Genomic DNA, 24,049 nt, shown 5'->3' with positions numbered 1-24,049 from the left:
TACCTGTGGAGTTCCTGCTGCTCGGCTCGCTGGCGGTACGGCGGACGGGCACACTGCTGGAGCTGGGAGGACCCCGGCAGCGCGCGGTGCTCACGATGCTGTTGTTGCACGCCAACGAAGCGGTCAGCTTCGCCCAGCTGACCGACGCGGTGTGGGACTCCCCGCCGGTCGCGCCCGAGTCGAACCTGCGCACGTACGTCGCCGGGCTGCGCAAGGTGCTCGGCGACCGGCTGGTCACCAGGACCGGCCACGGCTACCAGCTCGTCGTGCAGCCGGGCGAACTGGACCTCGACGCGTTCGACCAGTTGGTGCGCGACGGCGAGAACGCTCTCACCGAGAAGGACCCCGAAGCGGCCGCCGACCTCTTCGGGCAGGCGCTCTCCAAGTGGCACGGCGTCCCGACGGCCGAGCTCAACGCGGGGCCGCTGCTGCGCGCGGAGTTCACCCGGCTCCAGGAGCGCAGGCTCACGGCCGTCGAGCGGTTCGCGAAGGCGGCGCTGGAGCTCGGCCGGTTCGACGACGTGATCGACCGCCTGCGCCGCGAGACGGCGCTGCACCCGCTGCGCGAGGAGCTCTGGGCGTTGCTGATGCTCGCGCAGGACCGCTCCGGACGCCGGGGCGAGGCATTGGAAACCTATGCGACGGCCCGCAAGCACATGGTCGAGCAGCTCGGGGTCGAGCCGGGCGCGCGGCTGCGCCAGTTGCAGCAGGTGATCCTGGAGAGCCGGGTGCCGTCGCCCGCGGCGCTGAGCGCGCACCGGCAGCTGCCGATGGACATCGCCGAGTTCACCGGGCGCGAGTCCGAACTGCAGAAGCTGCTCGATCCGGGACCGGAGACCACGATCGTGATCTCCGCGATCGAGGGCATGGCCGGGGTCGGCAAGACGAAGCTGGCCGTCCGCGCGGCCCACCGGCTCGTCGAGCGTTTCCCGGATGTGCAACTGTGGGCCGATCTGCACGGTTTCGACGCGGACGAGCTGCCCGCCGACCCGTCCGCCGTGCTGGAGAGCTTCCTGCGGCTGCTGGGCGTGCCGGGCGGGCAGATCCCCGAGTCGCTGGACGACCGCGCGGCGCTCTACCGCGACCGGCTGGCCGGCAAGCGGGCGTTGGTGCTGCTGGACAACGCCGCCGGCGAGGACCAGGTGCGGCCGTTGCTGCCGGGCAGCGGGACGTGCGTGGTGCTGATCACGAGCCGCCGCACGCTGTTGCGGCTCGACGGGGTGCGGTCGCTGTTCCTGGACGTTTTCACGCCGTCCGAGGCGCTGGCGCTGCTGTCCCGGATCGCCGGGCAGGACCGGGTCGCGGCCGACCGCGAGGCGGCGCAGCGGATCGCCGAGCTGTGCGGCCACCTGCCGATCGCCGTGGCGCTGGCCGCGAAACGACTGGCCCGTCGTCCACAGTGGACCATGCGGGACCTCGTGGACCGGCTCGAGCGGGGAGGCGGTCTCGGTGCTCGGGGCGTGTTCGACCTCTCGTACCAGGCGCTGCCGGAGAACCAGAGGCGTCTGTTTCGCCTCCTCGGACTCCACCCCGGCGAGGACGTCACCGCCGACTCCGCCGCCGCCCTCGCCGGGCTGACCGCGCACGAGGCCGGCGACCTGCTGGAGACCCTGCTCGACGAACACCTGGTGCAGCAGCACACCCCGGACCGCTACGGCCTGCACGACCTGTTGCGCGCCTACGCCGTCGAGCAGGTGACGGCCGCCGAACCACCGCCCGCGCGGACGCTGGCCCGGCGTCGCGTCCTCGACTGGTACGTGCACACGTCGTGGCGCAGCGCGCAGCAGCTCAACCCCCAGCGACAGCTGGAGATCAGCCCCGCGGACCCGGCCGTGCACCCCAGGTCGTTCGCCGACCGGGACGCGGCCCTGCTGTGGTGCGACACCGAACGCGCGAACCTCGTGGCCGCGGTCCGCGACGCCGCCGAACACGACCTGCCGGAGCACTCGTGGAGCCTCGCTCAATGCCTGTGGGACTTCTTCAACCTGCGCAAGCACTGGGCGGACTGGCTCGACACGCACGGCGTCGCGCTGGCGGCCGCGCGCTCGGCCGGTGACCGGTCGGCCGAGGGCAGGATGCTGATCACGCTCGGCATCGCGTTGCGCGAGGTGCGGCGGCACGACGAGGCGATCGACTGCCACCAGCAGGCGCTCGCGATCTTCCGCGCCACCGGGGACAGGTCGCGCCAGGTACCGACGTTGAACAACATCGGCATCGTCCACATGGCGGAGGGCCGGTCCGAGGAGGCGCTGGCGTGCTTCGAGCAGTCGGCGGAGATCGCGAGCGAACTCGGTGATCTGCACACGGCGGCCGTGCTGCTGAACAACATCGGGTTGATGCACGCGAACGCCGGCCGGTTCGACATGGCCCTGGCGCGGTACCTGCGGGCGTTGGAGATCCGGCAGGAGGTCAAGGACCCGTACAGCGAGGGGATCCTGCTCAACAACGTCGGCGAGGTGTACCGGGGACTGCTCGACTTCCCGCAGGCCGTCGCGTACGTCGAACGGGCGCTGGAGACGTTCCGCGCGATCGGCGACCTGTACGGGCAGGCCGAGTCGCTCGACAACCTCGGGCTCGCGCTCGACGGGCTCGGTGACCGGCGGGGCGCGGAGAAGTGCTGGCTGGAGTCCGCGACCGTGTTCGAGGAACTGGGCGAGCCCAAGGCCGAAGAGGTCCGCGCCCGGCTTTGACCGGCCGATCAAGCAAAGCGCGATCCGTGCCGTATCGCGCTTCTCCAGCCTGAGGTCACTGCCCTTCTGGGGCTTGGTGACAACAACTGAAGACGTGAGGACACGGCATGAAGGATCTCTCTTTCGACCCTGACGACCTGGAGCTCGGCGACCTCGCGGTCACCTCCCTGCGCGACTCGGTCGCGTTGCCGGAGTCCGGTGCCTCCGGAGGTGCCTCGTCGTGCTCGTGCGGCAGCTCGTCGTGCAGCAGCTGCACCCAGCCCCAGCTTCCCGCCCAGAACGCATGAGCGAACGCGCGCAGGGAGAAACAGCGCCATACGCACTCGTGCGCCTGGCGGCCCTGCCGCACCTGGACGGCGCTGCGACGGCAGCGCCGTTCCGGCGGGCGGTGGAGACGTTGGCGGCGCTCGAAGCCACGCTGCTGTCGCTGACGGGTCCGCTGTCGGACCTGTTGCACGACAGCGCCGGCACGCACCCCGACGCCTACCACCGCGCAGTCGTGCTGCCGTTGCGCCGCGACGTCCACAACGGACGGATGCCGCGCCCGGCTCTCCGTGCCCAGGCCGCCGAGCTGGTCTCGCGGCTTCCCCTGCTCGGCTCCTGGCTGTCCGCGATGGACTCGCGGGCGGCGGCCGCGGCCGAGGTCGAGCGGCTGCTGCCCGAGGCGCTCGACGCCGAACGCGCCGTGCTCGCTTCCGTGTGCGGTGACGAGTCCGTGCGCAAGGCCGCCGTGTTCAGCGGCCGTGACCTCTGGCAGGGGCTCGCGCGCGCCGGTTCCGCCGACAAGCGTGCCCGCAAGGCAGAGCCGACGGTGCTGCGCTACGCCCTGCGCGCGACGTCCAAGACCAGTCCCCTGTCCTGGTACGCGGCGGTCGGCTGGGGCACGTGGTCGCCCGACGCGCCGGAGCCCGACTTCGGGACGCCGGTCGCGGTGACGCGGGTGAACCAGGTGTTGCTGTCGCGGCTGATCGCGGCGCTGCTGGCGGACCGCGCGCAGCTCTTCGACCACCCGCACCGGCTCGCGCCCGACGTGCACTTCGAGGGCGGGCAGGTGAAGTTCCGCCGCGATGTGCCCGCTCGTGGGCCGTTGCGCGCGTACGTCGGCATCCAGGAGGACGTCGAACTGGCGTCGAGCGCGCCGCTGCAGTTCCTGGTCGGGCTGACCGGCGCGAATCCCAAGGGGATCAGCCCGGCCGAGCTCGCCAGCGCGCTGGCGACCCGGTTGCCCGACGGCGAGTCCGACCGCGCGCAGCACTACGTCGCGTTGCTGCTGGACATCAAGCTCCTGGTGCCCGTGCTGCCGGTCGATCCGCAGGACCCGGCGGCTTGTCCCGCGCTGGCGTCGTGGTTGCGCGACACCGGGCGTCCGGCGTTGGCCGATCAGTTGTCGTCCGTTTTCCGCGACACGGTGGAGTTCGCTTCGCTGGAGGCTTCCGCCCGACCTGCCGCACTGGCCGCGTTGTTCTCCGCGTGGGAGTCGCTGGGGTCGCTCGTCGGCGTCGAACTGGGGGACGTCACGCCGTTGAGCGAGGACGTCGTGCTGCCGCAACCGGTGCGGCTCGGCCGGTCGCACGGGTACGACGGGGCGCGGCAGCTGGCCGGTCTGACGCCGTTGCTGATGCTGTTCGACCGGCACCTCGCGATCCGCCGCCACTCACGGGACCTCTTCGTGTCGGCGTTCGGGCGCGGCGGTACCGCCCGGCTCGCCGAGTGCGCGCCGTTGATGCACGAGGCGATGTCCGGCGCGCCGACCGGCGGCCTGGGCGCGAGCCGGGCCCAGGTGGCGGACCTGGTGCAGGACGGCGTGATCACCGACGAGGTCGTGGACGCCGCCGCGGACCTGCTGCCCTCGTGGATGAAGACCCGGCCCGTCTCCTACTCGTTCTTCGCCCAGCCGTCCCCCGACGGCCTGGTGGTGAACCACGTCTACGACGGCTTCGGCCGTTTCCCTGGCCGGTTCCTCGACCTGCTGCCGCCCGAGGCGTACGCGACCGTCCGGGCCACTTTGGACGGTGTGTTCCCGCGCGGTTTCCTGGAGTACCGCCCGGTGCAGGGCTTCAACCCGAACCTGCACCCCCTGCTCGGCCGGGCGGAGGTCGGCGAGGACCCGCGCTGGGCCGACCACACCCCCGACGCGCTGGAGGTCTTCCACGACCAGGAGAACGACGAACTCCGCCTGCGCCGCCGCGACAACGGCGCGCTCCTCGACGTGCTGTACCTCGGCTACCTGATGCCGATCTCCCTACCGGACCGCGCCGCCGCCCTGCACACCGACCTCTCGTGCGGCGCGGCAGACCTCACCCCGTTGCAACCGGTGTCGCTGGAGGGTGACGTCCGGGTGGCCTCGCGCCTGCGGTACCGCGACGTGGTGCTGGGCCGCCGTCACTGGGACTTCCCTGCTGCGGCTTTGGCCGAGGCGTTCGGTTCGGTACTGGGCGCCACGGCTCTGCGTGCGCGTTTCGGCCTGCCCTCGTCGCTGTTCGCGGGCATGGGCGGGGTGATCACGTCCCGCGAGGACTTCGAGGCCCGTGTGAACGGCCCGAAACCGCAGTACGTCGACCTGCTGAACGCCCTGCACCTGCGCTGCCTCCCGCGCCTCGTGCCCCGCTACGGCCCGCACGTCCGCCTGACCGAGGCGCTCCCCGTGCCGTCCGGCCAGGTGCTCGAAGTGGTGGCGGAGACCTACCGGAGGGCCGGATGACCGACGTCGTCTGCTACTACCACGACCCCGTCAAGGCAACGCTCCTGCGCGACGGGGTCCTGCCCGCTCTGGCCGCAGCGTCCTCGGCGTTCCCGGACGTGGCCGGGCACGTCGAACGCCACTGGCTGCACGGCCCGCACCTGCGGGTCGTCCTCTCCGGCCCGTCGTGTTCCTCAGCGGCCTTGCTGGTAGCCGCACAGCTGCGTTCCTACTTGGCTTCGTCGCCTTCTGCCGTGGAGCTTTCGGCTTCCGAACTGCTGGCCCACGCCGAGTCCGCCGCCGTGGCCGAACTGCTGCTGCCGCCGTTCACCCCGTTCCACCCCAACAACTCGGTGCGCGTCGAACCGACCGACACCTCCCGTGCCGCCGCGTTCCTCCCACCGGCCCACGTGGCTCTGCGCGCCCACGGCCTCCGCCTGGGCGTACCGGTCCTGCGCCCGTCGCTCGGCGTCTCCCGCCCGCTGCTGGCCCTGACCGCGATGGCCGTGCACGCCGGCCGCTACCCCGGCGGCCTCCAGTACGGCTACCACTCGTTCCTCTCCCATGTAGAAGACTTCCTGCTGGCGAGCGACCCCGACGGCGCGGTTCGGTCCAGATTGGACAAAATCTGGGCCGCAAACGCTTCCACCGCCTGCGCCGTCGTCTCCCGGGTCGCCCTCGGTCACCCCACCACCCATCTGGAAGCGGCCTGGCAGAACTGGACCATCGCCCTCCGCCTCGCCGCAGAGGAGAGCTACGACGCGGGCGACCTCAGCCCCGACCCCAACCCGCGCCACGGCGAACGCGCCTACGAGGTCGGCGATCCGGACGCCATCCGCCGCTACAACTACGGCGAACGAACCCAGTTCACCGACTACCACACAGCAATGTGGACGGTGGACCTCTCCGCGCCTGACGTGGCCCGCGCGATGACCGTCTACCGGCTCGGCACCAACGTCCTCTACCAACTGCTGGCCCTCTGCGACGTGACGCCGATGGAGCGCTACGCGGCGGCCCACCTCCTGTCCCAGGCGGCCCAACAGGTCCTCGGCACCACCTGGTCCGACCAGTTCGCCGCACTCAGGAAGACGGGGTGACGCCCGTGCTCGTGCGGCTGCGCCCGGTCGTCCAGGCCACCCCGACCCCCGACGGCCTGCACCTGCGGGGCTGGACGTCGAGCTGCACGCTCTCCGGTGGCCGCGGCCTGTGGAAGGTGTGGCAACGCCTCGCACCCCAGCTCGTCGACGGGGTGCCGCGGGCCGACCTGGAGGCGCCGGCCGACGCGGCACCCGGGGTGCGGGCGGCGGTGACGTTGATCGTGGAGCAGTTGTGGGAGCACGACATGCTCGTGGAGACGCCCGGCTGGGGTGCGGACGCACCTTCACCCGAGGTGGCGGCCTGGCTGGAGTCGGCGGCGGTGGAGCCGGTGGCCGCTTGGGGACGGTTGCGCGGGGTCACGGTGGTGGTGGCGGGCAACGAGGTGCTGGCGGACGCGGCGAGGCGGGCGGCAGAGGCGGTGGGGCTGGCAGTCGCGGAAGCAACGGAGTTCGCGGGCTCGGCGGCCTCGAAGAGCGTGGACGTCCAGCAGGCCGCGGGGACGCGGTGGAAGGCGGAACCCGCCTCGGCCGGCGGCTTCTCCCTCCCCACCAGCGACCTCTGCCACTCGGCCGGCGGCTTCCCCCTCCCTGCCACCGACCTCTGCGACTCCCCCGGCGAACTCTTCCTTTCCGCCGCCGGTCTCACCGTCGTGGCGGAGTGCGGCACGGAGGTCGGCTACGTCCTGCCACCCACCACCGAGACATCTCCTTCATTCAACACTGAAGTCACTATGCGAATCCGCGCCAGGATCGGCCTCACCGGTGAACCGGCCGGGATCCTGCCGACCCTGATCGGATCCGCCGCCGTGCACCGCCTCGTCTGCGCCGTCGCCGGCCTACCCGACCCCACCCCCGAAGCCGTCCACCCGATGGCGTTGGTCGCGCACGCCTCCCCGCTCACCGCCACCTACCACCCGGTCCTGCAGGGCCCGCCGCCCGCGGACCCGTGGCGGGCCCTCGACGCCCTGACCGACACCGAACTCGGCCCCGTCGACACCCCGGAGTTCGGCGCGCTCCCCCAGGTCCCGGCCAACCTCGCCACCTCCGGCACGGCGCTGGGCATCGGCACCACGGCCGACGCCGCACGGGTGAACGCCGCCCTCAACGCCCTCAAGGTCGACGGCGTCATCGGCATCGACGACGTCCACGCGCGCGGGGCCGCGTTGCGCCGCAAGGCACGGCACCTCCGGGGCGAGCCCGCGGACCCCGCGGGGTGGACCGGCGATCCCACCGCTCACCGGTGGTGGAAGGCGTTGACCGCGCGGTTCGGGGTGCCCGCGGTGGTCAGGGTCGAGCGGCTCGCGGACGGCGTCCACAAGGCGGAGGTCCGGGACAAGCACGGGGTCCTCGCGTGGGCGGTCGAAGCGACGGCTGCGGACGCGGTGGCGTTCGCCGCGCTCGCCGCCACCGGACACGCGCAGGCCGGACGCACCGGGACCGCGCACCTCAACGGGGCCGCACCCGCGAAAGTCACCGAGAACCCCGCGTGGGTCACGAAGCAGTGGCATTGGCCCGCACACGTCCGAGACCACGAAGAGCAACTCCAGCAGGCGATCGCGAACCTGCCGGGCGTCGACATCCACCCCGTGGAACTCGACCCCGAACTCCGAGCCGCCGGCCTCAGGGCGTACCGATGATCAATTACACGTCCCAGGACCCGCCGGTCGTCCGGGCGGACGGCGCGCTGACGCTCGTCGGTCCCACCGCAGACGTCTGCACGAGGTGTGCCGAGAACGCGCGGCTCGCCCAGGCACCAAGGCAAACGCTCGACCTCAAGGGGATCACGGCACCCGCGTTCGCACCGCTGATAGCGGAACTCCAGCACCACCGGACCAGCACGGTCACCGCGATTCGGAGCGACCTCGGGCTGGTGTCCACGCATCGGCTCAAGCCGGGCACGTGTTGCGAACCGGTGCAGGACAGCACCGAGGACACGGCGACGCCCAACGGTGAGCTCCGCGTGCCCAACCCGAGGACCACCGCCAAGGCGCTGAAAGAAGCCTTGGTCGACTTCCGGCACGGACCGGTGACGGCGCTGTTCAAGACCGGGCACCTGCCGTTGGCCACGGTCACGGCGGAACTGGACGCGCACACGGTCGGCTACGGGCGCACGACGTCGTTCGAGGAGGCGGAACGGACGGCGATCTTCGAGCTGGTCGAACGCCTCAACGGCATGCGGCCCCGCACGACAGCAGCGACGGAAGCCTCGTTCGACGAACTCGGGCCGGCACAAGCGGTCGACCCGCGAACACTCGGCCTCGACGACGAGACCGACACCTACGACCCGAGCCTGAAGATGCGCTGGGTCGAGGGCTGGTCGTACACGAGGAGCAGGAAGGTCCTGGTGCCGGAGCAGATCGCGTACTGGGGCGTGCCGGGTGAGAGGTTCGTGCACGAGACGTCGAACGGGTGCGGCCTCGGCAACAGCCTGACGGAAGCGGTGCTGCACGGTCTGTTCGAGGTCGCGGAACGGGACGCGTTCCTGATGGCCTGGTACGGCAGGACGCCGCTGAGGAGGATCAAGCTGCCGGACGACCCGTTGCTGCACCACCTCACCGACAGGCTCGAAGAACTCGGCTACGAACTCCTCTTCCTCAACGCCACCAACGACCTGAAGATCCCGGCGGTCATGACGCTGGCCAGGGCGAGACATCCCGGGCTGCCGCAGGCGTTCTTCGCGGCGGGCGCCAGCCCCGACCCCGTCAGGGCCATGCGGTCGGCCGCGGTCGAGGTGGCGGTGGACGTCGAGGGCTTCGCCGACCGGGTGAGGTCCAAGCCGGAGGACTACGAACCGGAACGCCTGAAGGCCCTGCTCGCGAACCCGGACCTGGTCAGGTCGATGGACGACCACGTCGCGGTCAACACCCTCGAAGAGGCGAAGGAGCGGTACGCGTTCCTCGTCGGCGACGAAGCACCTCGACACCTCGACGACCGAAGAACCCACACCGACCTCAAGCACCTGCTCGCACACCACGTCGCAGCGATGAAACTCGAGGTGATCGCCGTCGACCAGTCGGACCCGCACACGGTGAACACGCTCGGCCTGCACGCGGCCAAGGTCGTCGTGCCCGGCGCGCTGCCCATGACGTTCGGCCACCGCAGGACCAAGGGGCTTCCCCGGCTCGTCCTCAGGCAGACGCACCCCCATCCGTTCCCCTGAGGAGGGAAAGCTGTGACCTGGACCGGCCTGCACTGCAGGGTGAACTGGAACCGCGCGGACCTCGACACCTTCATCGCCGAGTCGCTCGCCCCCGCGATGGCGGGCCACGAGTGGTACTTCCTGCGCTACTGGGAGACCGGCCCGCACCTGCGCGTCCGCTTCAGAAACGCCGACACCGAACAGCTGCGGGAAACGCTCGAGAAGCTCATCGCCGACCAGGCCTTCGAGCAAGCCGAGGACGAACCCGGCTGGCTCCCCCACGGCGACGTGCGAGAGGTCGAGTACGTCCCGGAGACCGAACGGTACGGCGGACCCCGAGCGCTCCCGATCGCCGAGGAGGTGTTCTGCCACAGCACGCAGGTGGCGATCGCCGTTCTGAAGGCCACCCACACCGACAGCGCACGGCTGACGGCCGCCATCGACCTCACCATCGCCACGGCCAGGGCGCTCGACCTCACCCTGCCCCAGGCCGCGGGGTGGTTGCGCAGCCTCGGTTCCGGCTGGCGCAACGTCCAGGAGCAGGCACCGGCCCCCACCATCGGATCGCAGCACGCCGCGAACCAGCTCCTCGCCAAGCGCGGCCGCGACCTCGCCGCCCGATGGCACCGCGACCCGCGCGGCGCGATCGCCCACTGGCGCGCCACGATCAACGAGGCGAGCGGGAAGCTGGAGACCTGGCTGCCGTACGTCTGGGCGTCCCAGCTGCACATGCTGCTCAACCGCATGGGCATCACCCCCAACGAAGAGCGCATGATCTGCTGGACCACCGCGGCCGCCGCCCTGTCCCCCACCGGGCTCACCGACTTCCACGACGACGGCGAGACCGCACCGGACCGCCGTTACCTGGAGGCGAGCAAGTTCCTGCCGGGATTCACCGACCAGCTCCCCCGCAGGGCGGCCGCACCGAGGCAGTCCTGGCCCGCCACCACCGCCCTGCCCTCCACAGTGGACACCGACACGCTCAGGGCGAGGAGGACCAGCCGCGACCTGACCGGTGACCTGACCGCGGAACAGCTCGGCACCCTGCTCTGGAACGCCATGTCCCCCAAGGACGGCAGGTGGCCGTACCCGAGCGCCGGAGCCCAGTACTGCGCCAGGATCAGGCTCATCGCACTCAACGTCGACGGCCTGCGCCGGGGCCGTTACGAGGTCAACGAGGTCGAACGCGCGCTCACCTGGTTCGGCGAGGCACCGTCCGTCGAGGACCTCGAAGCGACGTCGATGTGGTTCGGCCCCGGCACCACGGAACTCGCCGGCACCCCCGCCGTCCTCGCCCTCTACATCAGGCTCGGCAGCCTCCGCCAGACCTACGGCCTGAGGGCGCTGCGGTTCGCGTTCACCGAGGCCGGGCACCTGGCGCAGAACCTCACCGTCACGGCCGCGAACCTCGGCATCAGGACGGGACTGGTCGGCGGGTTCTACGACGACATCGCCCACGACGTCATCGGGCTCGACGGCGTGGACGACGCACTCGTCTACTTCCTGCCGCTGGCCTCAGATCTCGACTGAGTCCAGCAGCACGTCGACGGCCGGCTCGATCGCGGCCGCCGCCCGCGCGTCCCGGAACCGGCGTTCGATGCCGAGGTCACGGCGGAAAGCCGCGTCCCCGCACACCTTTATCGCCAGGTCCGTGACGGCCACGGCGGCCTCGGTCGCGGTGACCGCCAGCAGCCGCACGCGGTCCGCGGACCGGTCCGGGTGCCAGGTCACCGCGGACAGGGTGTCGTTGTACAGCACCCTGACCGAGTCGGTCCGCAACCGCATCCGGGCCAGGTCCGGGCGCGTCCGCGGATCGTAACGACCCAGCACCCCGATCGCCGCCGCCAGCGCCCCCTCCATCAGGCCGAGCGACACCGCCGCCCCGAGCACCATGAACCAAGGGAACGCCAGTTCCTCGGACCAGAGCCGGTTCGACGCCGGTACCCGCACGGGATCCGCCCGCACGCACGTGGCGACGGTCCCCCGCAGTCCCATCCCGGCGTGGTCGGCGGGTACCAGCAACCCCGGTGCCTCGGCGGGCACGAGCCACAGACCCGTGCCGCACGACCAGACGTAGCTGTCCGCCTCCCCGGCCGCGATCACCCAGTTCTTGCGCGCCCGCACCTGCACCACGTCACCGTGCGACGACGCCTCGCCGGCCGAACCGAAGGCCGCCAGTGTCGACAGGTGCCGGCCCGCCGCGATCTCGGCCCGCAACCAGTGCGGCCCGGACCGGTCGAGCACCGCCGCCGCCGAGTAGTGCGACCGCAACACGGAAGCGGTCGCGGCACACACCCTGGCGACCTGCTCGACCACCCGGCCGGCCGAGCGCACGTCCTGGCCTCCCCCGCCGACCGTCCGGGAGATCGTCATGCCCAGCAACCCCTTGGCACCCAACGCGTTCAACGCCGCGCGCGGGAACCTGGAGTGCTGATCGACCTCCGCGGCGTTCGGCGCCACCACGGTCTGCACGATGCGGAGCAGGTCCGCCCGGTAGGTCACGTGGGCGGGTAGAGCGAATAGGAGGGGAAGTTGCCGTACGGCCGTTCGTCGGGCGGCCCCTCCGTCACGGCGTGCACCAGCAACGAACCGCCGACGAACGCCCCGCGCCACGAAGCACCGCGACCGCCGAACACCTCGTCCCGGTCACCCCGCGAACGGGGCTTGTTGATGCCGACCTTGAACGCCTGGACGTCCTCGCTCAACCGGCGAGCCGTGGCCTCGTCGTCACAGGCCAGCGACGCCACCAGGGCACCGTTCGAGGCGTTCATCGCGGCCAGCAACTCGGCCTCGGTGTCGACCAGGACGATCGTGTCGACCGGCCCGAACGGCTCCGCGTGGTGCAACGGCGACGACCGCGGCGGGTCGAGGATCGCCACCGGCGCCAGGTACGCGGCGGTCTGCTGGCCCGGCAGGAAGTGGCCGCCTTCCAGCGTTCCCCGGTACAACGGCACGCCGCCCGCCCGCACGGCCTCCGCGACGACGTCCCCCAGCTCCTTGGCCTTCGCGTCGTTGATCAACGGCCCGAAGTCCAGCGAGGGCAGCTCGTCATCGGGCGAGGCGACGGCGAGCGGGTGCCCGAACTTCACGTCCCGCACCGCGGGCAGGTAGACGCTGAGGAACTTGTCGAACAACGACCGCTGCACGACGTACCGCGGATAGGCGGTGCACCGCTGCTTGCCGTAGTCGAACGCCTTGCGGATCTGCGTGCCGAGCATGTCCCAGGAGTCGGTCTCCCAGACCCCCCAGCAGTTCAGGCCCTCCTGCTCCAGGACGTGCCGGCGGTTCGAGTCGACCAGGCGCGCCGCGATGGCGCTGCCGACGTCACGACCGCCCACGAAGGACACACAACCCAGGAACGACGACCCGACCAGCACCGGCGCGAGTTCCGACCCGCTGCCGGACACGAGCGTCAACGGCAGCCCCGCACGAACAGCGAGCGCGGTGGCCAAAGTCAGGCAGCTCACGCCGCCGTCGGTCGGCGCCTTGGCGATGACGGCGTTGCCCGCCAGCGCCTGCACCAGCATCGCGTGCATCAGCACGCTCATCGGGTAGTTCCACGACGCGATGTTGCTGACCGGGCCGTTCAACGGCGTCCGGCCGGCCAGCATCGAGTCGATCTCCTCGACGTACCAGCGCACCCCCTCGACGCACCGGTCGACGTCCGCCGTGGCGAGCCGCCACGGCTTGCCGATCTCCCACACCAGCAGCAACGACAACAGGTCGCGGTGCTCGGTGAGGGCGGCGAGGGCTTCGGTCACCCTGGCCTTGCGCTCGGCCAGGGTGACGTTGCGCCACTCGAGGTGCTGGTCGACGGCCGCGACGACCGCCCGTCCCGCGACGTCGAAGTCGAGGAACGGCGGGCCCGCGGTGGTGGAGCCGTCGACGGGGCTGGTGGCGGGCATCGGTTCGCCGGAACGACTCCACTCGCCGCCGAAGTGGTTGAGCAGCCGGTCTTCGTGGAACGCCTCCGGTGCGACGGACACGCACCGCGAGTACACGTCGTTCCAGGAGGTCCCGGGCTTGAGGATCAACGACATCGGAGCGCCCTCCAGTGCTTTGATCAGCGGTTTTGCACGTGCTGCCAGCCGAAACGCCCCTTGATGCACAGGTTTCCGTGCGTGACAGTGCTTTCGTGCGGAGACGTGACCTTCACGATCTCGTTGTCCTGCACGTGCAGGGTGAGGTTGCACCCGACACCGCAGAACGTGCAGATGGTCGTGGTCTGCGTCTGGGCCTCTTCGTCCCAGGTGCCGTCCTCGCGCTTGTCGTGCTCGCGCTTGAAGCTCAGCGCACCCGTGGGGCAGACCTCGATGCAGTTGCCGCAGTACACGCAAGCGCTTTCGGGCAGCGGCGTGGCGAACTCCGTGGAGATCCGCGAGTCGAAACCCCGGCCGGCCACCGAGATCGCGAAGGTGTTCTGCCACTGGTCGCCGCACGCGTCCACGCACTTGTAACACATGATGCACTTGCCCAGATCGCGGACGTACAGCGGATTGTCCACTTTGGTCGGTTGCCGCACGGTCGCGGCCGTCTGGCCGTCCGGCTCCTCGTGCTCGCCGGGGCGGCGGTCGTCCCGATCGGTCGACGGCGGTGCCGGCGGGCCGAAGCGGGAGGGGTCGGCACCGCACGCGGACATCCACTCGTCCACGTGCGGCGTGGTGGAGAGGTCCGTGGCGGACCCGAGGAGTTCGAGCACCAGCTTGCGGCTGTGCTTGGTGCGTTCGGAGTCGGTGTGCACGACCATGCCGGGCTCTGCCTTGCGCGAGCACGACGGCACGAGCGTGCGCGATCCCTCGACCTCGACCATGCAGACGCGGCAAGCGTTTGCGGGTTCGAGCGTGTCGCCGTAGCACAGCGTCGGGATGGATTTCCCTTGTGCCGTACAGGCGTCCAGGATCGTCGCGCCCTCGGGCACGCGCACCGGCTCCCCGTCCAGCGTCAGCTCGACCAGACGCTTCGGCAGGCCGATTTCGACGATGGTCATGACGCCGCCTCCTCTGCGTACCCCAGCCGGTACAGGGCTGATTCGATGGCGTTCCAGGCGGTCTGGCCCAGACCGCAGATGGACGAGTCGCGCATGACCTGCCCGACCTCCTTCAGCAGCTGGAGGTCCTCGGCCGACGTGCTCAGCGGGCGTCTGCCCACCAGCCGCGCCATCGCCTCCTCCTGGCGCACGGTGCCGATCCGGCACGGCACGCACTGGCCGCACGACTCGTCGCGGAAGAACGCGGCGATGCGCAACAGGAAGGCGCCCAGGTCGGCCGTGTCGTCGAGGACCAGCACGACACCGGAACCGAGCGTGGTGTTCGCGGCCCGCGCGTCCTCCATGGTGAGCGGCAGGTCGAGCTCGTCCGGGCGGACGAACCCGCCTGCCGCCCCGCCGAGCAGTACCGCTCGCAGCTCCCGGCCTGGCGGCACGCCACCCGCCAGATCGAGGAGTTCCCCGAGCGTGGTGCCGAACGGCACCTCGTACACGCCCGGACGACTGACGTTGCCCGACAGGCAGAACAGCTTCGGTCCCGCCGAGCCGGGGGTGCCGATGGCGGTGTAGGCCTCACACCCCTCCGTGAGGATCACCGGCACGTTGACCAGTGTCTCCACGTTGTTGACCACCGTCGGCTTGCCGAACAGGCCCGACTCCACCGGGAACGGCGGCTTCGAGCGCGGCTCGCCGCGGAAGCCCTCGATAGAGTTGAAGATCGCCGTTTCCTCGCCGCAGATGTAGGCGCCCGCGCCGCGGCGGATCTCGATGTCGAACGAGAAACCCCGGTGACCCATGATGTTCTCGCCGAGGAAGTTGCGCTCCTTCGCCCTGGCGATCGCGTTGCGCAGCAGGTGCAACGCCCGCGGGTACTCGCCGCGCAGGTAGAGGTAGCCGCGCGAGCAGCCGGCCGCGAACCCGGCGATCGTCATCGACTCGATCACCGCGTACGGGTCGCCCTCCATCAGCAGGCGGTCCTTGAACGTGCCGGGCTCGCTCTCGTCCGCGTTGCACACCAGGTAGTGCGGCCGCACGGGTTGGCGGGCGGTCGCGTCCCACTTGCGTCCCGTCGGGAACGCCGCACCGCCGCGGCCCATCAGCTTCGCGTCGGTGACCTCGCGAATCACCCCGGACGGCCCCAGGTGCAGCGCCGTCCGCAACGCCGCGTAGCCGCCCGTCGCCCGGTAGTCGTCGAGCGACTCCGGGTCGACGACGCCAACCCGTTTGAGCAGCCGCAGACCGGGGTCACCGGCCTGCGGCACCTCGGCGCGCCCACCGTCCACGTGGGAGGGACCGGCGGCCGCCACCGCGATCACCTCCTCGGCGGTGGCAGGCGCCAGGAGCTGCTCCGCCGCCACCTCCCCCGCCTCGAACGCGAGCGCCACCGGGGCCTTCTCGCACACCCCGAGACACGGGCTGCGCACCCAACCACTCTTCGCCCCGGCCGGTCCGAGCTCGCTGGTCAGCCGGTCGCACAACGCTTTCGCGCCGTTGACCTGGCAGGCCAGGTCGACGCACACGTGCGTGACCTTCGCCGGGCGTTCGGTCAGCGAGAACAACGAGTAGAAGCTCGCCACCCCGTACGCCTCGGCGGGCGGGACGTGCAGGACGCGGCAGATGTGGTTCAGCGCGCCCCGGCTGATCCAGCCGACCCTGTCGTTGACCGCGTGCAGGGCGGGCAGGAGCTGGTCCCTGCCCATCCCCGCAAACAGGTCGACGACGACGCGTTCGGCCTCGGACGGTTCGACGTCGAGCAGTTTGAGATCCACTCAGCCCACCTTCACCGGAAGCTTGTCGATGCGGACGGCCGCGGCCTTGTACTCGGCGGTGCCGGCGATCGGGCAGGTCGCCTCGATCGTCAGGACGTTGACGTCGATCTCGTCCGGGAAGTGGAACGTCATGAAGACGAGCCCCGGCGTCAGCCCCTCGTCGATCCGCACCGGCGCCTGGATCTGGCCGCGCCTGCTCGTGATCGACACCTCCTCGCCCGCCTCGACGCCGAGCACGCGGGCGTCCTCCGGGCACAGGTCGAGCGTCTCGCCGATGCGCAACGGCGACTCGAAGCCGTTCGACTGCACCCCGGTGTTGTAGGAGTCGAGCCGGCGTCCGGTGGTGAGCCGGAACGGGAACTCACTCGTCAGCTCGTCGACGGGCGGGCTGTGCGGCACCGGGGAGAACGTCGCGGGCATGCCGCGCTTCACCGGGTCCTCCTCCCAGAGCCTGCCGTGCAGGAAGCTGGGTTCGAGGGAGTTCTCGTCCGGGCACGGCCACTGGATGCCACCGAGCTTCTCGAGCCGGTCGTAGGTCATGCCGGTGTGGATCGGCGACAGGCTGCGCAGCTCGTCCCACACGTCCTCGCCGGTCTTGTGCTGCCAGTGCGCGCCGAGCCGCGTCGCGATCTCGCCCATGATCTCGATGTCGTCGCGGGCACCTTCCGGTGGCGTCAACGCCTTGCGGACGCGCTGCACCCGGCGCTCGCTGTTGGTGAACGTGCCGTCGGTCTCGCACCAGGCGGCCGCGGCGGGCAGCACGACGTGGGCGAGCTGCGCGGTCTTGGTGAGGAAGATGTCCTGCACCACCACGTGGTCCAGGTTGGACAGTCGCTTGATCGTGTGCTCGCAGTCGGCCTCGGACTGCACCGGGTTCTCGCCGATGATGTACACGGTGGTCATGTCACCGCGTTCCATCGCCTCGAGCATCTGGGTGAGGTTCCAGCCCTTGGCGGCCTTGAAGTTCGAGCCCCACGCGTCGTTGAACTTCTTGGCGACGCCCGGGTCGGTGATGTCCTGGAAGCCGGGCAGCCGGTCGGGGATGGCGCCCATGTCGCCGCCGCCCTGCACGTTGTTCTGCCCGCGCAACGGGTTCAGCCCCGCGCCGTAGCGGCCGACCTGGCCGGTCAGCAGCGACAGGTTGATCAGGCTCAGCACGTTGTCGGTGCCGTTGTGGTGTTCGGTGATGCCGAGCGTCCAGCTGAGCTGGCCGCGGTCCGCCTTGGCGTAGGCGTGCGCGAGTTCGCGGATCAGCTCGGCGGGCACTCCGGTCTCCAGTTCGGCGACCGGCAACGTCCACGGCTCGACGGCCTTCACGAACTCCGGGAAGCCCTCGGTGGCGCGCTCGACGAACGACGTGTTCGTCAGGTTCGACGCGATGATCTCGCGCGCGATCGCGTGCGCCAGCGGGATGTCCGTGCCGACTCTGAGCCGCAACCACTTGTGCGCCCACTTGCCGGTACTGGTCAGCCGCGGGTCGACGACGTAGAGCTTCGCACCCTTGTGCACGGCCTTCAGCACGTGCTGGAAGAAGATCGGGTGCGCCTCGCGGGCGTTCGACCCCCAGAGCACGATCAGGTCGGCGTCCTCGATCTCCTGGTAGGAGGAGGTTCCACCGCCGCTGCCGAACACCTTGGCCAGACCCGCCACGCTCGGCGCGTGACACGTGCGGTTGCACGAGTCGACGTTGTTCGTCCCGATGACGGCCCTGGTGAACTTCTGGGCCATGTAGTTCATCTCGTTGGTGGCCCGCGCACAGGAGAACATCCCGAACGCGTCGGGGCCGCCGAGCGCGACGTTCCTGCGGAAGCCCTCCGCTGCGGAGTCCAGCGCCTCGTCCCAGCTCGCCGGCCGCAGAACTCCCGCGTCACGCACCAGGGGCTGGGTGAGCCGCACGTAGGGCTCGGTCTTCTTCCGCCTGCTCATCGTCTGCACCTCCTCCCCACATACTGTATGCAATCTTCTGTGCGCGCTAGTCCCTGTTGCGGTTTCTTGACGACGAACCGCGTTGAGAGAACAGGACTATCGCCTCATAGACCGCAGCTGTAACGGCCTTGGCGAACGGAATCGGCCGGGCCTCCGTCAGACGTCGGTCCGGTCGAGGTGCTCGTGCAGCACGCGGTCCAGTTCGCCGCGCACGTCCAGCCCGGGGGTGAGCCCGAACATCGCCCGTGCCGGCAGCGACACCGGTTCCCGGTCCCCCACCACGGGCCCGATCTGCGGCACCAGCCGGGGATCCTCGATGCGCACCACCCGCATCCCTTCCGGCGTGCCGAACATCGGGATGGCTCCGATCCGGAGGATTCCCGACAGCGACTCCCTCATGCGGGACAGGTCCTGCCGCAGCGCGTCGCGGTCGGCGAGCATGCGGTGCGCCCACAGCAGGACCCGTTCCCGATCGCCGCCGACAACGACGGCTGGGACACGTGACAGGCCGCGGCGGCTCGCGCGAAGTGGCGTTCACGGGCCAGGGCGACCAGGTACTCCAGCTGTCGCAGCAGCAACTCAGGTCACCAGCGACGTGCGGGAGAGCAGGTCGATCGCCGCGTAGACGTGCCGCAGCGTCGGTGCCGGCACGCGGGTGAGCTCGGCGATCTCCACCACCGCGGCGATGATCGCGTCGTGCTCGAGGCGCTTGCCCGCCTCCAGGTCCTGCAGCATCGACGTCTTGTGGTGCCCGACCCGGCGGGCGCCGTCGATGCGCTTGTCGATCGAGATCTGCGGGTCGCAGCCCGCCGCCCGCGCGATGGTCAGGGTCTCCGCCATCATCTGCGCCACCAGGTCGCGGCTGTCGTCGTGCTCGCAGATCTCGGCCATCGTCGCGCGGGTCAGTGCGCTCAACGGGTTGAACGCCACGTTGCCCATGAGCTTGATCCAGATGTCCTCGCGGACGTCGGACTCCACCGGGCACTTCAGCCCGCCCGCGATCATCGCCTCGCTCAGCGCGACGCACCGCGGGGAGATCGACCGGTCCGGTTCGCCGATCGAGAACCGGGTGCCCTCGAGGTGCCGGATCACGCCCGGTTCCTCGATCTCCGTGGAGCAGTAGACGACGCAGCCGATCGCGCGTTCCATCGGCAGCACGGCGGTGACGGACCCGCCGGGGTCCACGGCCTCGATCCGGCGTCCCTCCAGGGGATGTCCGGTCATGCCGTGGAAGTACCACCACGGGATCCCGTTCTGCGCGGCGATCACCGCGGTGCCCGGCCCCGTCAACGGGGCCAGCAGATCGCCTGACGACGCGTAGGAGTACGCCTTCAGACCGAGGAAAACGTAGTCGACCTCGCCCACCTCGGCGGGATCGGAGGTCGCATGTGGACGCGCGGTGAAATCACCGCGCGGACTCAGCACCCGCACGCCGTGCTCCCGCATTGCGGCGAGATGGGCTCCTCGCGCGATCAGGTGGACTTCCACGCCGGCCCGGTGCAAGGCCGCTCCGACGTAGGCACCGATCGCTCCGGCTCCGAGAACAGCGATCTTCATGGCACGCCCCGCTCTGCCGACACGGCAAGATTGCATACAGTATACGTACGACACTCACCTTGTTCCAGAAGTGCTTTTTGCATACGAAAAGCTGTAGTCTGTCTGACATGACCTCTTTGCCCAGTGGCCGCCGGGCACCGCGCGGCTCCCTCAGCGCCGCCGCGACCCGCCGGGTCGAACGGCCCGCACCACTGCGACAGGCCGTCTACGACGCCTTGCTGGAACTCATCGTCAACCGCACCCTCGCCCCCGGCCAGCACCTGGTCGAGGCCGAGCTCGCCGAGTACCTGGGCGTGAGCAGGCAGCCGGTGCGCGAAGCCCTGCAGCGCCTGCAGACCGACGGCTGGGTCGATCTCCGGCCCGCCCAGGGCGCTTTCGTGCACACCCCGACCGAAGAAGAAGCCGACCAGCTGCTCGCCGTGCGCAGCGTGCTGGAGACCTACTCGGCGAAGCTCGCCGCCGAGCACGCCACCGCCGCCGACGTGAAGCTTCTCAGGAAGCTGCAGAAGGCGGGCGAGGAGGCCCTGGTGGCCGCGAACGTCGAGCGCCTGGTCAAGGCGAACGCCGACCTGCACGCGGCCGTCGCGGCGATCGGCCGCAACAAGGTCCTGTCCGAGATGATCGGGCTGGTCGACCGCCGGGTGCGCTGGTACTACACCCCGATCGCCCGCCCGCGCAGCCGCGACTCCTGGAACGAGCACGCCGAACTGGTCGCGGCCATCGCCGAGGGAGACGTGGAGCGGGCCGGCGAGGTCATGCACAACCACGCGGAGCAGACCCGCCAGACCTATCACGACCGCAAGACGTCCGAAAGCTCCACGGACAGCGACTGAGTCGTCACTCTCGGATCACCCACATCGGTCATTTGGTACCGTACGGGTGATCCGCGACACGATGGCGGCCGATTGCATACAAAACGCAGTATGCTGAATCGCGTCAGGGACGGGGTCACCGGAGACCCGCGAGAGGACTCCCACCGAGTGCTCGAGAAACGGGTACCCGGTGGACATGCCCCCGGCCGCAACCCTGACGTTCCCGTGCGACGGCGCCGGTCAGGCTGCTGCCCGTCCGGCTGCCGCGCGCCCTCGTTCCGGGCGCGCCGGGAACCACCATCGAGGTTGAAAGAAGGAAAGCCATGTCCCGCTTCAAGAACTTCGCGCGCTCCCTCACCCAGCCCCGGGAGGGTTCCTCCGCGGACGGCCGCGCGCTGGGCCTCGGACTGTCCACCGCGCTGACGGAGCAGCGCAAGGACGCCGAGGCCCAGGCGGCTGTGGCCAAGACGCTCCGCAAGGACGCCGAGGGCCACACGATTCACGGCTGAGAGTCCTTCACAGGAGCGTCTTCTTCGCTCCTGCGCGCACTCTCGGCATCCTCCACGGCGGACTGAGCTGCCCGGCGTGAGGAATGCAGGCTCCACACCGTCGTGACGGCGAGCGTCACGACGATGACCCCGAGGGACACCACGATCGGGATCTCCGGGGCCCACGAGACACCGTGGTGGTGCAGCGCCTCGAAGATGAGTTTGAACCCGATGAACGCGAGCACCACCGCGAGACCCTTGCTCAGGTGCACCAGGCGATCCAGGAGACCGCCCACCAGGAAGAAGAGCTGACGCAGGCCCATCAACGCGAACGCGTTGGCGGTCAGCACCAGGTACGGCTCCTTGGTGAGTCCGAAGATCGCCGGGATGGAGTCGACGGCGAACAACAGGTCGGTCGTGCCCACCGCGACCATGACGACCAGCATCGGTGTCACGACGCGTTTTCCGTCGACGCGCGTCGTCAACGACGCACCGTGGTAGACGTTCGTGGCCGGCAGGAACCTCTTCACCGCGCGCAGTGCGGCGTTCTCCGGAACGTCGGCCTCCTCGGCCTCGTCCTGCTTCACCAGCTTCCACGCGGTGAAGATGAGGAACGCGCCGAAGAAGTAGAACAGCCAGTCGAACCGTGCGATCGCCTGTGCTCCAGCGGCGATGAAGACGGCTCGCAACAGCAAGGCCAGGATGATGCCGACGATGAGCACCTTCTGGCGGTACTCGCGGGGCACCGCGAACCGGGCCATGATGATCACGAACACGAACAGGTTGTCGACGCTCAGCGAGTACTCGGTGATCCAGCCGGCGAAGAACTCACCGCCGTGACCGGGCCCGGCGAAGATCGTGACGCCGAGTCCGAACAGGACGGCCAGGCCGACGTAGAAGAGCACCCAGTAAAGCGATTCGCGGAACGACGGCTCGTGCGGTTTGCGGACGACGAGGTAGAAGTCGAACGCGATGATGGCGGCGATGCCACCCATCGTCGCGATCCACACCCAGACGGGAAGATCCAGCATTCTCGCTCCTCCGGCGGAAGGTCAGCGGGACGTCGTGGCGGCAACGGGCGCGGCACGCGTGCGCATGCGCAGCGCGATCCGTTCGTGCAGCCACAGGAACCCGATCGCCCAGCCGAGGCTCACGAGTCCCTGGTAGGCGAGGAAACCGGCCAGATCCGCGGGCAGGCGGACCTGGCCGGTGAGCACCAGGCTCACGGAGATCTCGTGCACCAGCCTCGCGAGCGGGAAGCCCACCAGCCAGAACAGCGCGACAGGAGCGAACCGCCCGCGCGGCAGCCGGCCTGACGCCATGAGCACGCCGAGTCCGCCGCCGAGCAGCGCCAGCGGCACACCGAGCGCGCACATCGTGACGAGTGCCCACGAGAAGGGCTGGCCGACCAGGGCCGCCAGCCCGCCCGCGACCACTCCGGCGGCGAGACCCACCGCCGCACCGGGGACTGCTTCTCGAACGTCCATCAGTCCACCACGACTCCGAACCGGATCAGGCTGTAGAACAGCATGCCGAGGTAGAAGACGGCGCCGAGTCCCACGATGATGTTCGTGATCAGCTTGGGACGGATGGGTTTCGGCAGCATCCGGTTGTTCACGAGCAGCAACACCACGCAGTAGGCGCCCATCGCGAACGTCGACAGGAACGCGAGCACGTCGAGGATCGCGCCCGGTCCGTCAGCGGGTCCCCACAGCAGGATGATGATGCCGAACGTGATGACGCACCAGAGGAATCCCGCGTAGAGGTGCGACATGCGGAACCGCTTCGCGCCGGGCACGAAGTGGTAGGCCATGTCGGCCTGACCGCGCGAGAAGGAGTCGAACAGGCCCAGCGTCGCGTTGAGACCGATCAACGCGATGAAGCCGAGGAAGACCGCTCCGAGCACTGGTCCACCCGCAGACGCGAAGGCGTCCGACATGCCGTTGAGCGCCGCTTCCCGTTCGCCCGCCTCGATCAGGGCCTTCACGTTCGGGCTCTCCCGGTTCGCCGCCTGCGCGAGCACGGTGAACGAGATCGTCACGAGCATCGTGATGCCCCAGAACAACAACAGCGCGTCGAACGTGACCCAGCGCCGCCAGCCCTTCCACTTCTGCATCTCGGCGGGGTCCGAGGTGTCGAACATGAAGCCCCGGCTGGGCATTTCCTCTTCCTGGCCCGCGTGCCGCAGACCGCGCACCTTGGGGATGTGCGCGCCCATGCCGGCGCCGCTGTCGCGCAGGTGCAGCGTGTACCACATCTGCTGCATGCCGGACGGTCCCGCGAACGCGATCGAGCCGACGATCACCGGGAACCAGGTGGCGGACAGGGCGTCCGCCGGCATGTAGCCGAACTGGAACATGCCGACCACGGTGGAGACCAGGTCGTTCCACGTACCCACCATCGCCGCCACGACGGCCGTGCTCACCACGAGCACGCCGATGAGGATGGACAGCAGGTTTTCCAGCAGGTTGTAGATGACCTTCGCCAGACTGAACAGCACGCCGACGAGGATCAGGCCCACGACGGCCGAGACCGTCCAGGGTATGCCGGTGATCCGTTCCAGCGCCGCCGCACCCGCGGAGAGGTGACCGGGCCAGATGTAGACGGCCATGGCGACGACGAAGAAGAACCACATGATCGGTTTGAACACGCGGGCCGCGCCGAAGAAGATGCTCTCGCCCGTCGCCATGGCGTAGCGGGCCATCTCCAGCATCACGACGGCCTGCAGGGTCACGCCGATCAAGAAGAGCCATCGGATGTCCGGCCCGAACAACAACACCAGCCGAGGCCACATGTAGGCCTCGCCCATGCCCACGCCGAGGGCCACCAGGAACACCGTGGGACCGAGCAGGTGGATCGACGGTGGTGCGTCGGGGAGTTTCCTGATGGGCATCGCTTCCAGCTTGC

Annotated in this window: 20 protein-coding genes; 9 read left to right on the top strand and 11 right to left on the bottom strand. The window is 70.0% G+C overall.

The window, feature by feature from the left end; translation table 11 throughout:
- Window positions 1–5: 5 nt before the first annotated feature.
- From QSK25_RS03235 to QSK25_RS03205, 7 genes are all read left to right on the top strand, one after another.
- Complete coding sequence (locus tag QSK25_RS03235; protein WP_285632300.1) at window positions 6–2,690, top strand: AfsR/SARP family transcriptional regulator; 2,685 nt, start codon at window positions 6–8, stop codon at window positions 2,688–2,690.
- 107 nt (window positions 2,691–2,797) lie between these two features.
- Window positions 2,798–2,977 (top strand): thiazolylpeptide-type bacteriocin, encoded by a 180-nt coding sequence (locus QSK25_RS03230; protein WP_266040363.1) that lies wholly within the window; start codon window positions 2,798–2,800, stop codon window positions 2,975–2,977.
- A gap of 38 nt (window positions 2,978–3,015) precedes the next feature.
- Window positions 3,016–5,391: a lantibiotic dehydratase gene (locus QSK25_RS03225; protein ID WP_285632283.1), complete on the top strand. Its 2,376-nt coding sequence runs from the start codon at window positions 3,016–3,018 to the stop codon at window positions 5,389–5,391.
- Complete coding sequence (locus QSK25_RS03220) at window positions 5,388–6,467, top strand: hypothetical protein (protein ID WP_285632281.1); 1,080 nt, start codon at window positions 5,388–5,390, stop codon at window positions 6,465–6,467. The genes QSK25_RS03225 and QSK25_RS03220 overlap by 4 nt, the downstream gene beginning before the upstream one ends.
- On the top strand, window positions 6,464–8,104 hold the full coding sequence (locus QSK25_RS03215; protein WP_285632278.1) for a hypothetical protein: 1,641 nt from the start codon (window positions 6,464–6,466) through the stop codon (window positions 8,102–8,104). Before QSK25_RS03220 ends, QSK25_RS03215 begins: the two co-directional genes overlap by 4 nt.
- A complete protein-coding gene (locus QSK25_RS03210) occupies window positions 8,101–9,627 on the top strand; it encodes a YcaO-like family protein (protein WP_285632275.1) in 1,527 nt (508 codons plus the stop codon). Before QSK25_RS03215 ends, QSK25_RS03210 begins: the two co-directional genes overlap by 4 nt.
- A 12-nt stretch (window positions 9,628–9,639) precedes the next feature.
- The gene (locus QSK25_RS03205) at window positions 9,640–11,136 is read left to right on the top strand and encodes a thiopeptide-type bacteriocin biosynthesis protein (RefSeq protein ID WP_285632272.1); all 1,497 of its coding nucleotides are present in this window, start codon (window positions 9,640–9,642) and stop codon (window positions 11,134–11,136) included.
- On the opposite strand, the gene QSK25_RS03200 is transcribed toward QSK25_RS03205, so the two are convergent.
- The 8 genes from QSK25_RS03200 to QSK25_RS03165 all read right to left on the bottom strand — a co-directional run bounded on the left by QSK25_RS03200 (window position 11,122) and on the right by QSK25_RS03165 (window position 19,842).
- Window positions 11,122–12,108: an acyl-CoA dehydrogenase family protein gene (locus QSK25_RS03200; RefSeq protein WP_285632269.1), complete on the bottom strand. Its 987-nt coding sequence runs from the start codon at window positions 12,106–12,108 to the stop codon at window positions 11,122–11,124. The two genes, QSK25_RS03205 and QSK25_RS03200, sit on opposite strands and share 15 nt — an antisense overlap.
- Window positions 12,105–13,646, bottom strand: coding sequence for an aldehyde dehydrogenase family protein (locus tag QSK25_RS03195; RefSeq protein ID WP_285632266.1), 1,542 nt, complete (start codon window positions 13,644–13,646; stop codon window positions 12,105–12,107). Before QSK25_RS03195 ends, QSK25_RS03200 begins: the two co-directional genes overlap by 4 nt.
- Window positions 13,647–13,669: 23 nt before the next feature.
- Window positions 13,670–14,593: a 2Fe-2S iron-sulfur cluster-binding protein gene (locus QSK25_RS03190; RefSeq protein ID WP_285632263.1), complete on the bottom strand. Its 924-nt coding sequence runs from the start codon at window positions 14,591–14,593 to the stop codon at window positions 13,670–13,672.
- A complete protein-coding gene (locus QSK25_RS03185) occupies window positions 14,590–16,359 on the bottom strand; it encodes an NAD(P)H-dependent oxidoreductase subunit E (protein WP_285632251.1) in 1,770 nt (589 codons plus the stop codon). Before QSK25_RS03185 ends, QSK25_RS03190 begins: the two co-directional genes overlap by 4 nt.
- Complete coding sequence (locus QSK25_RS03180; protein ID WP_285632249.1) at window positions 16,360–18,285, bottom strand: molybdopterin oxidoreductase family protein; 1,926 nt, start codon at window positions 18,283–18,285, stop codon at window positions 16,360–16,362. It lies immediately after the preceding gene.
- A gap of 156 nt (window positions 18,286–18,441) precedes the next feature.
- Window positions 18,442–18,726, bottom strand: a complete 285-nt coding sequence (locus QSK25_RS03175) for a hypothetical protein (RefSeq protein WP_285632246.1) — start codon at window positions 18,724–18,726, stop codon at window positions 18,442–18,444.
- Entirely contained in the window at window positions 18,681–18,863 is a 183-nt protein-coding gene (locus QSK25_RS45565) for a LysR family transcriptional regulator (RefSeq protein ID WP_502881797.1), read from the bottom strand. Before QSK25_RS45565 ends, QSK25_RS03175 begins: the two co-directional genes overlap by 46 nt.
- Before the next feature lies 1 nt (window position 18,864).
- On the bottom strand, window positions 18,865–19,842 hold the full coding sequence (locus tag QSK25_RS03165) for a 2-dehydropantoate 2-reductase (RefSeq protein ID WP_285632243.1): 978 nt from the start codon (window positions 19,840–19,842) through the stop codon (window positions 18,865–18,867).
- A gap of 107 nt (window positions 19,843–19,949) precedes the next feature.
- Here QSK25_RS03165 and QSK25_RS03160 point away from each other — a divergent pair, with 107 nt between their 5' ends.
- On the top strand, window positions 19,950–20,675 hold the full coding sequence (locus QSK25_RS03160; RefSeq protein ID WP_285632240.1) for a GntR family transcriptional regulator: 726 nt from the start codon (window positions 19,950–19,952) through the stop codon (window positions 20,673–20,675).
- A gap of 302 nt (window positions 20,676–20,977) precedes the next feature.
- A complete protein-coding gene (locus QSK25_RS03155; RefSeq protein ID WP_285632237.1) occupies window positions 20,978–21,163 on the top strand; it encodes a hypothetical protein in 186 nt (61 codons plus the stop codon).
- Here QSK25_RS03155 and QSK25_RS03150 read toward each other — a convergent pair.
- Genes QSK25_RS03150 through QSK25_RS03140 form a run of 3 tightly spaced genes read right to left on the bottom strand, consistent with a single transcriptional unit; the run spans window position 21,154 to window position 24,035 of the window.
- The gene (locus QSK25_RS03150; RefSeq protein ID WP_285632989.1) at window positions 21,154–22,170 is read right to left on the bottom strand and encodes a TerC family protein; all 1,017 of its coding nucleotides are present in this window, start codon (window positions 22,168–22,170) and stop codon (window positions 21,154–21,156) included. The genes QSK25_RS03155 and QSK25_RS03150 overlap by 10 nt on opposite strands.
- A 24-nt stretch (window positions 22,171–22,194) precedes the next feature.
- On the bottom strand, window positions 22,195–22,629 hold the full coding sequence (locus QSK25_RS03145) for a hypothetical protein (RefSeq protein ID WP_285632234.1): 435 nt from the start codon (window positions 22,627–22,629) through the stop codon (window positions 22,195–22,197).
- The gene (locus QSK25_RS03140) at window positions 22,629–24,035 is read right to left on the bottom strand and encodes an Nramp family divalent metal transporter (protein ID WP_285632231.1); all 1,407 of its coding nucleotides are present in this window, start codon (window positions 24,033–24,035) and stop codon (window positions 22,629–22,631) included. Before QSK25_RS03140 ends, QSK25_RS03145 begins: the two co-directional genes overlap by 1 nt.
- Window positions 24,036–24,049: the final 14 nt, after the last annotated feature.

This window comes from Lentzea sp. NBRC 102530 (assembly GCF_030269365.1).
Taxonomy (GTDB): Bacteria; Actinomycetota; Actinomycetes; order Mycobacteriales; family Pseudonocardiaceae; genus Lentzea.
Note: the sequence above shows the minus strand (reverse complement) of the source record. Positions and strands in the feature narration are given on the sequence as shown.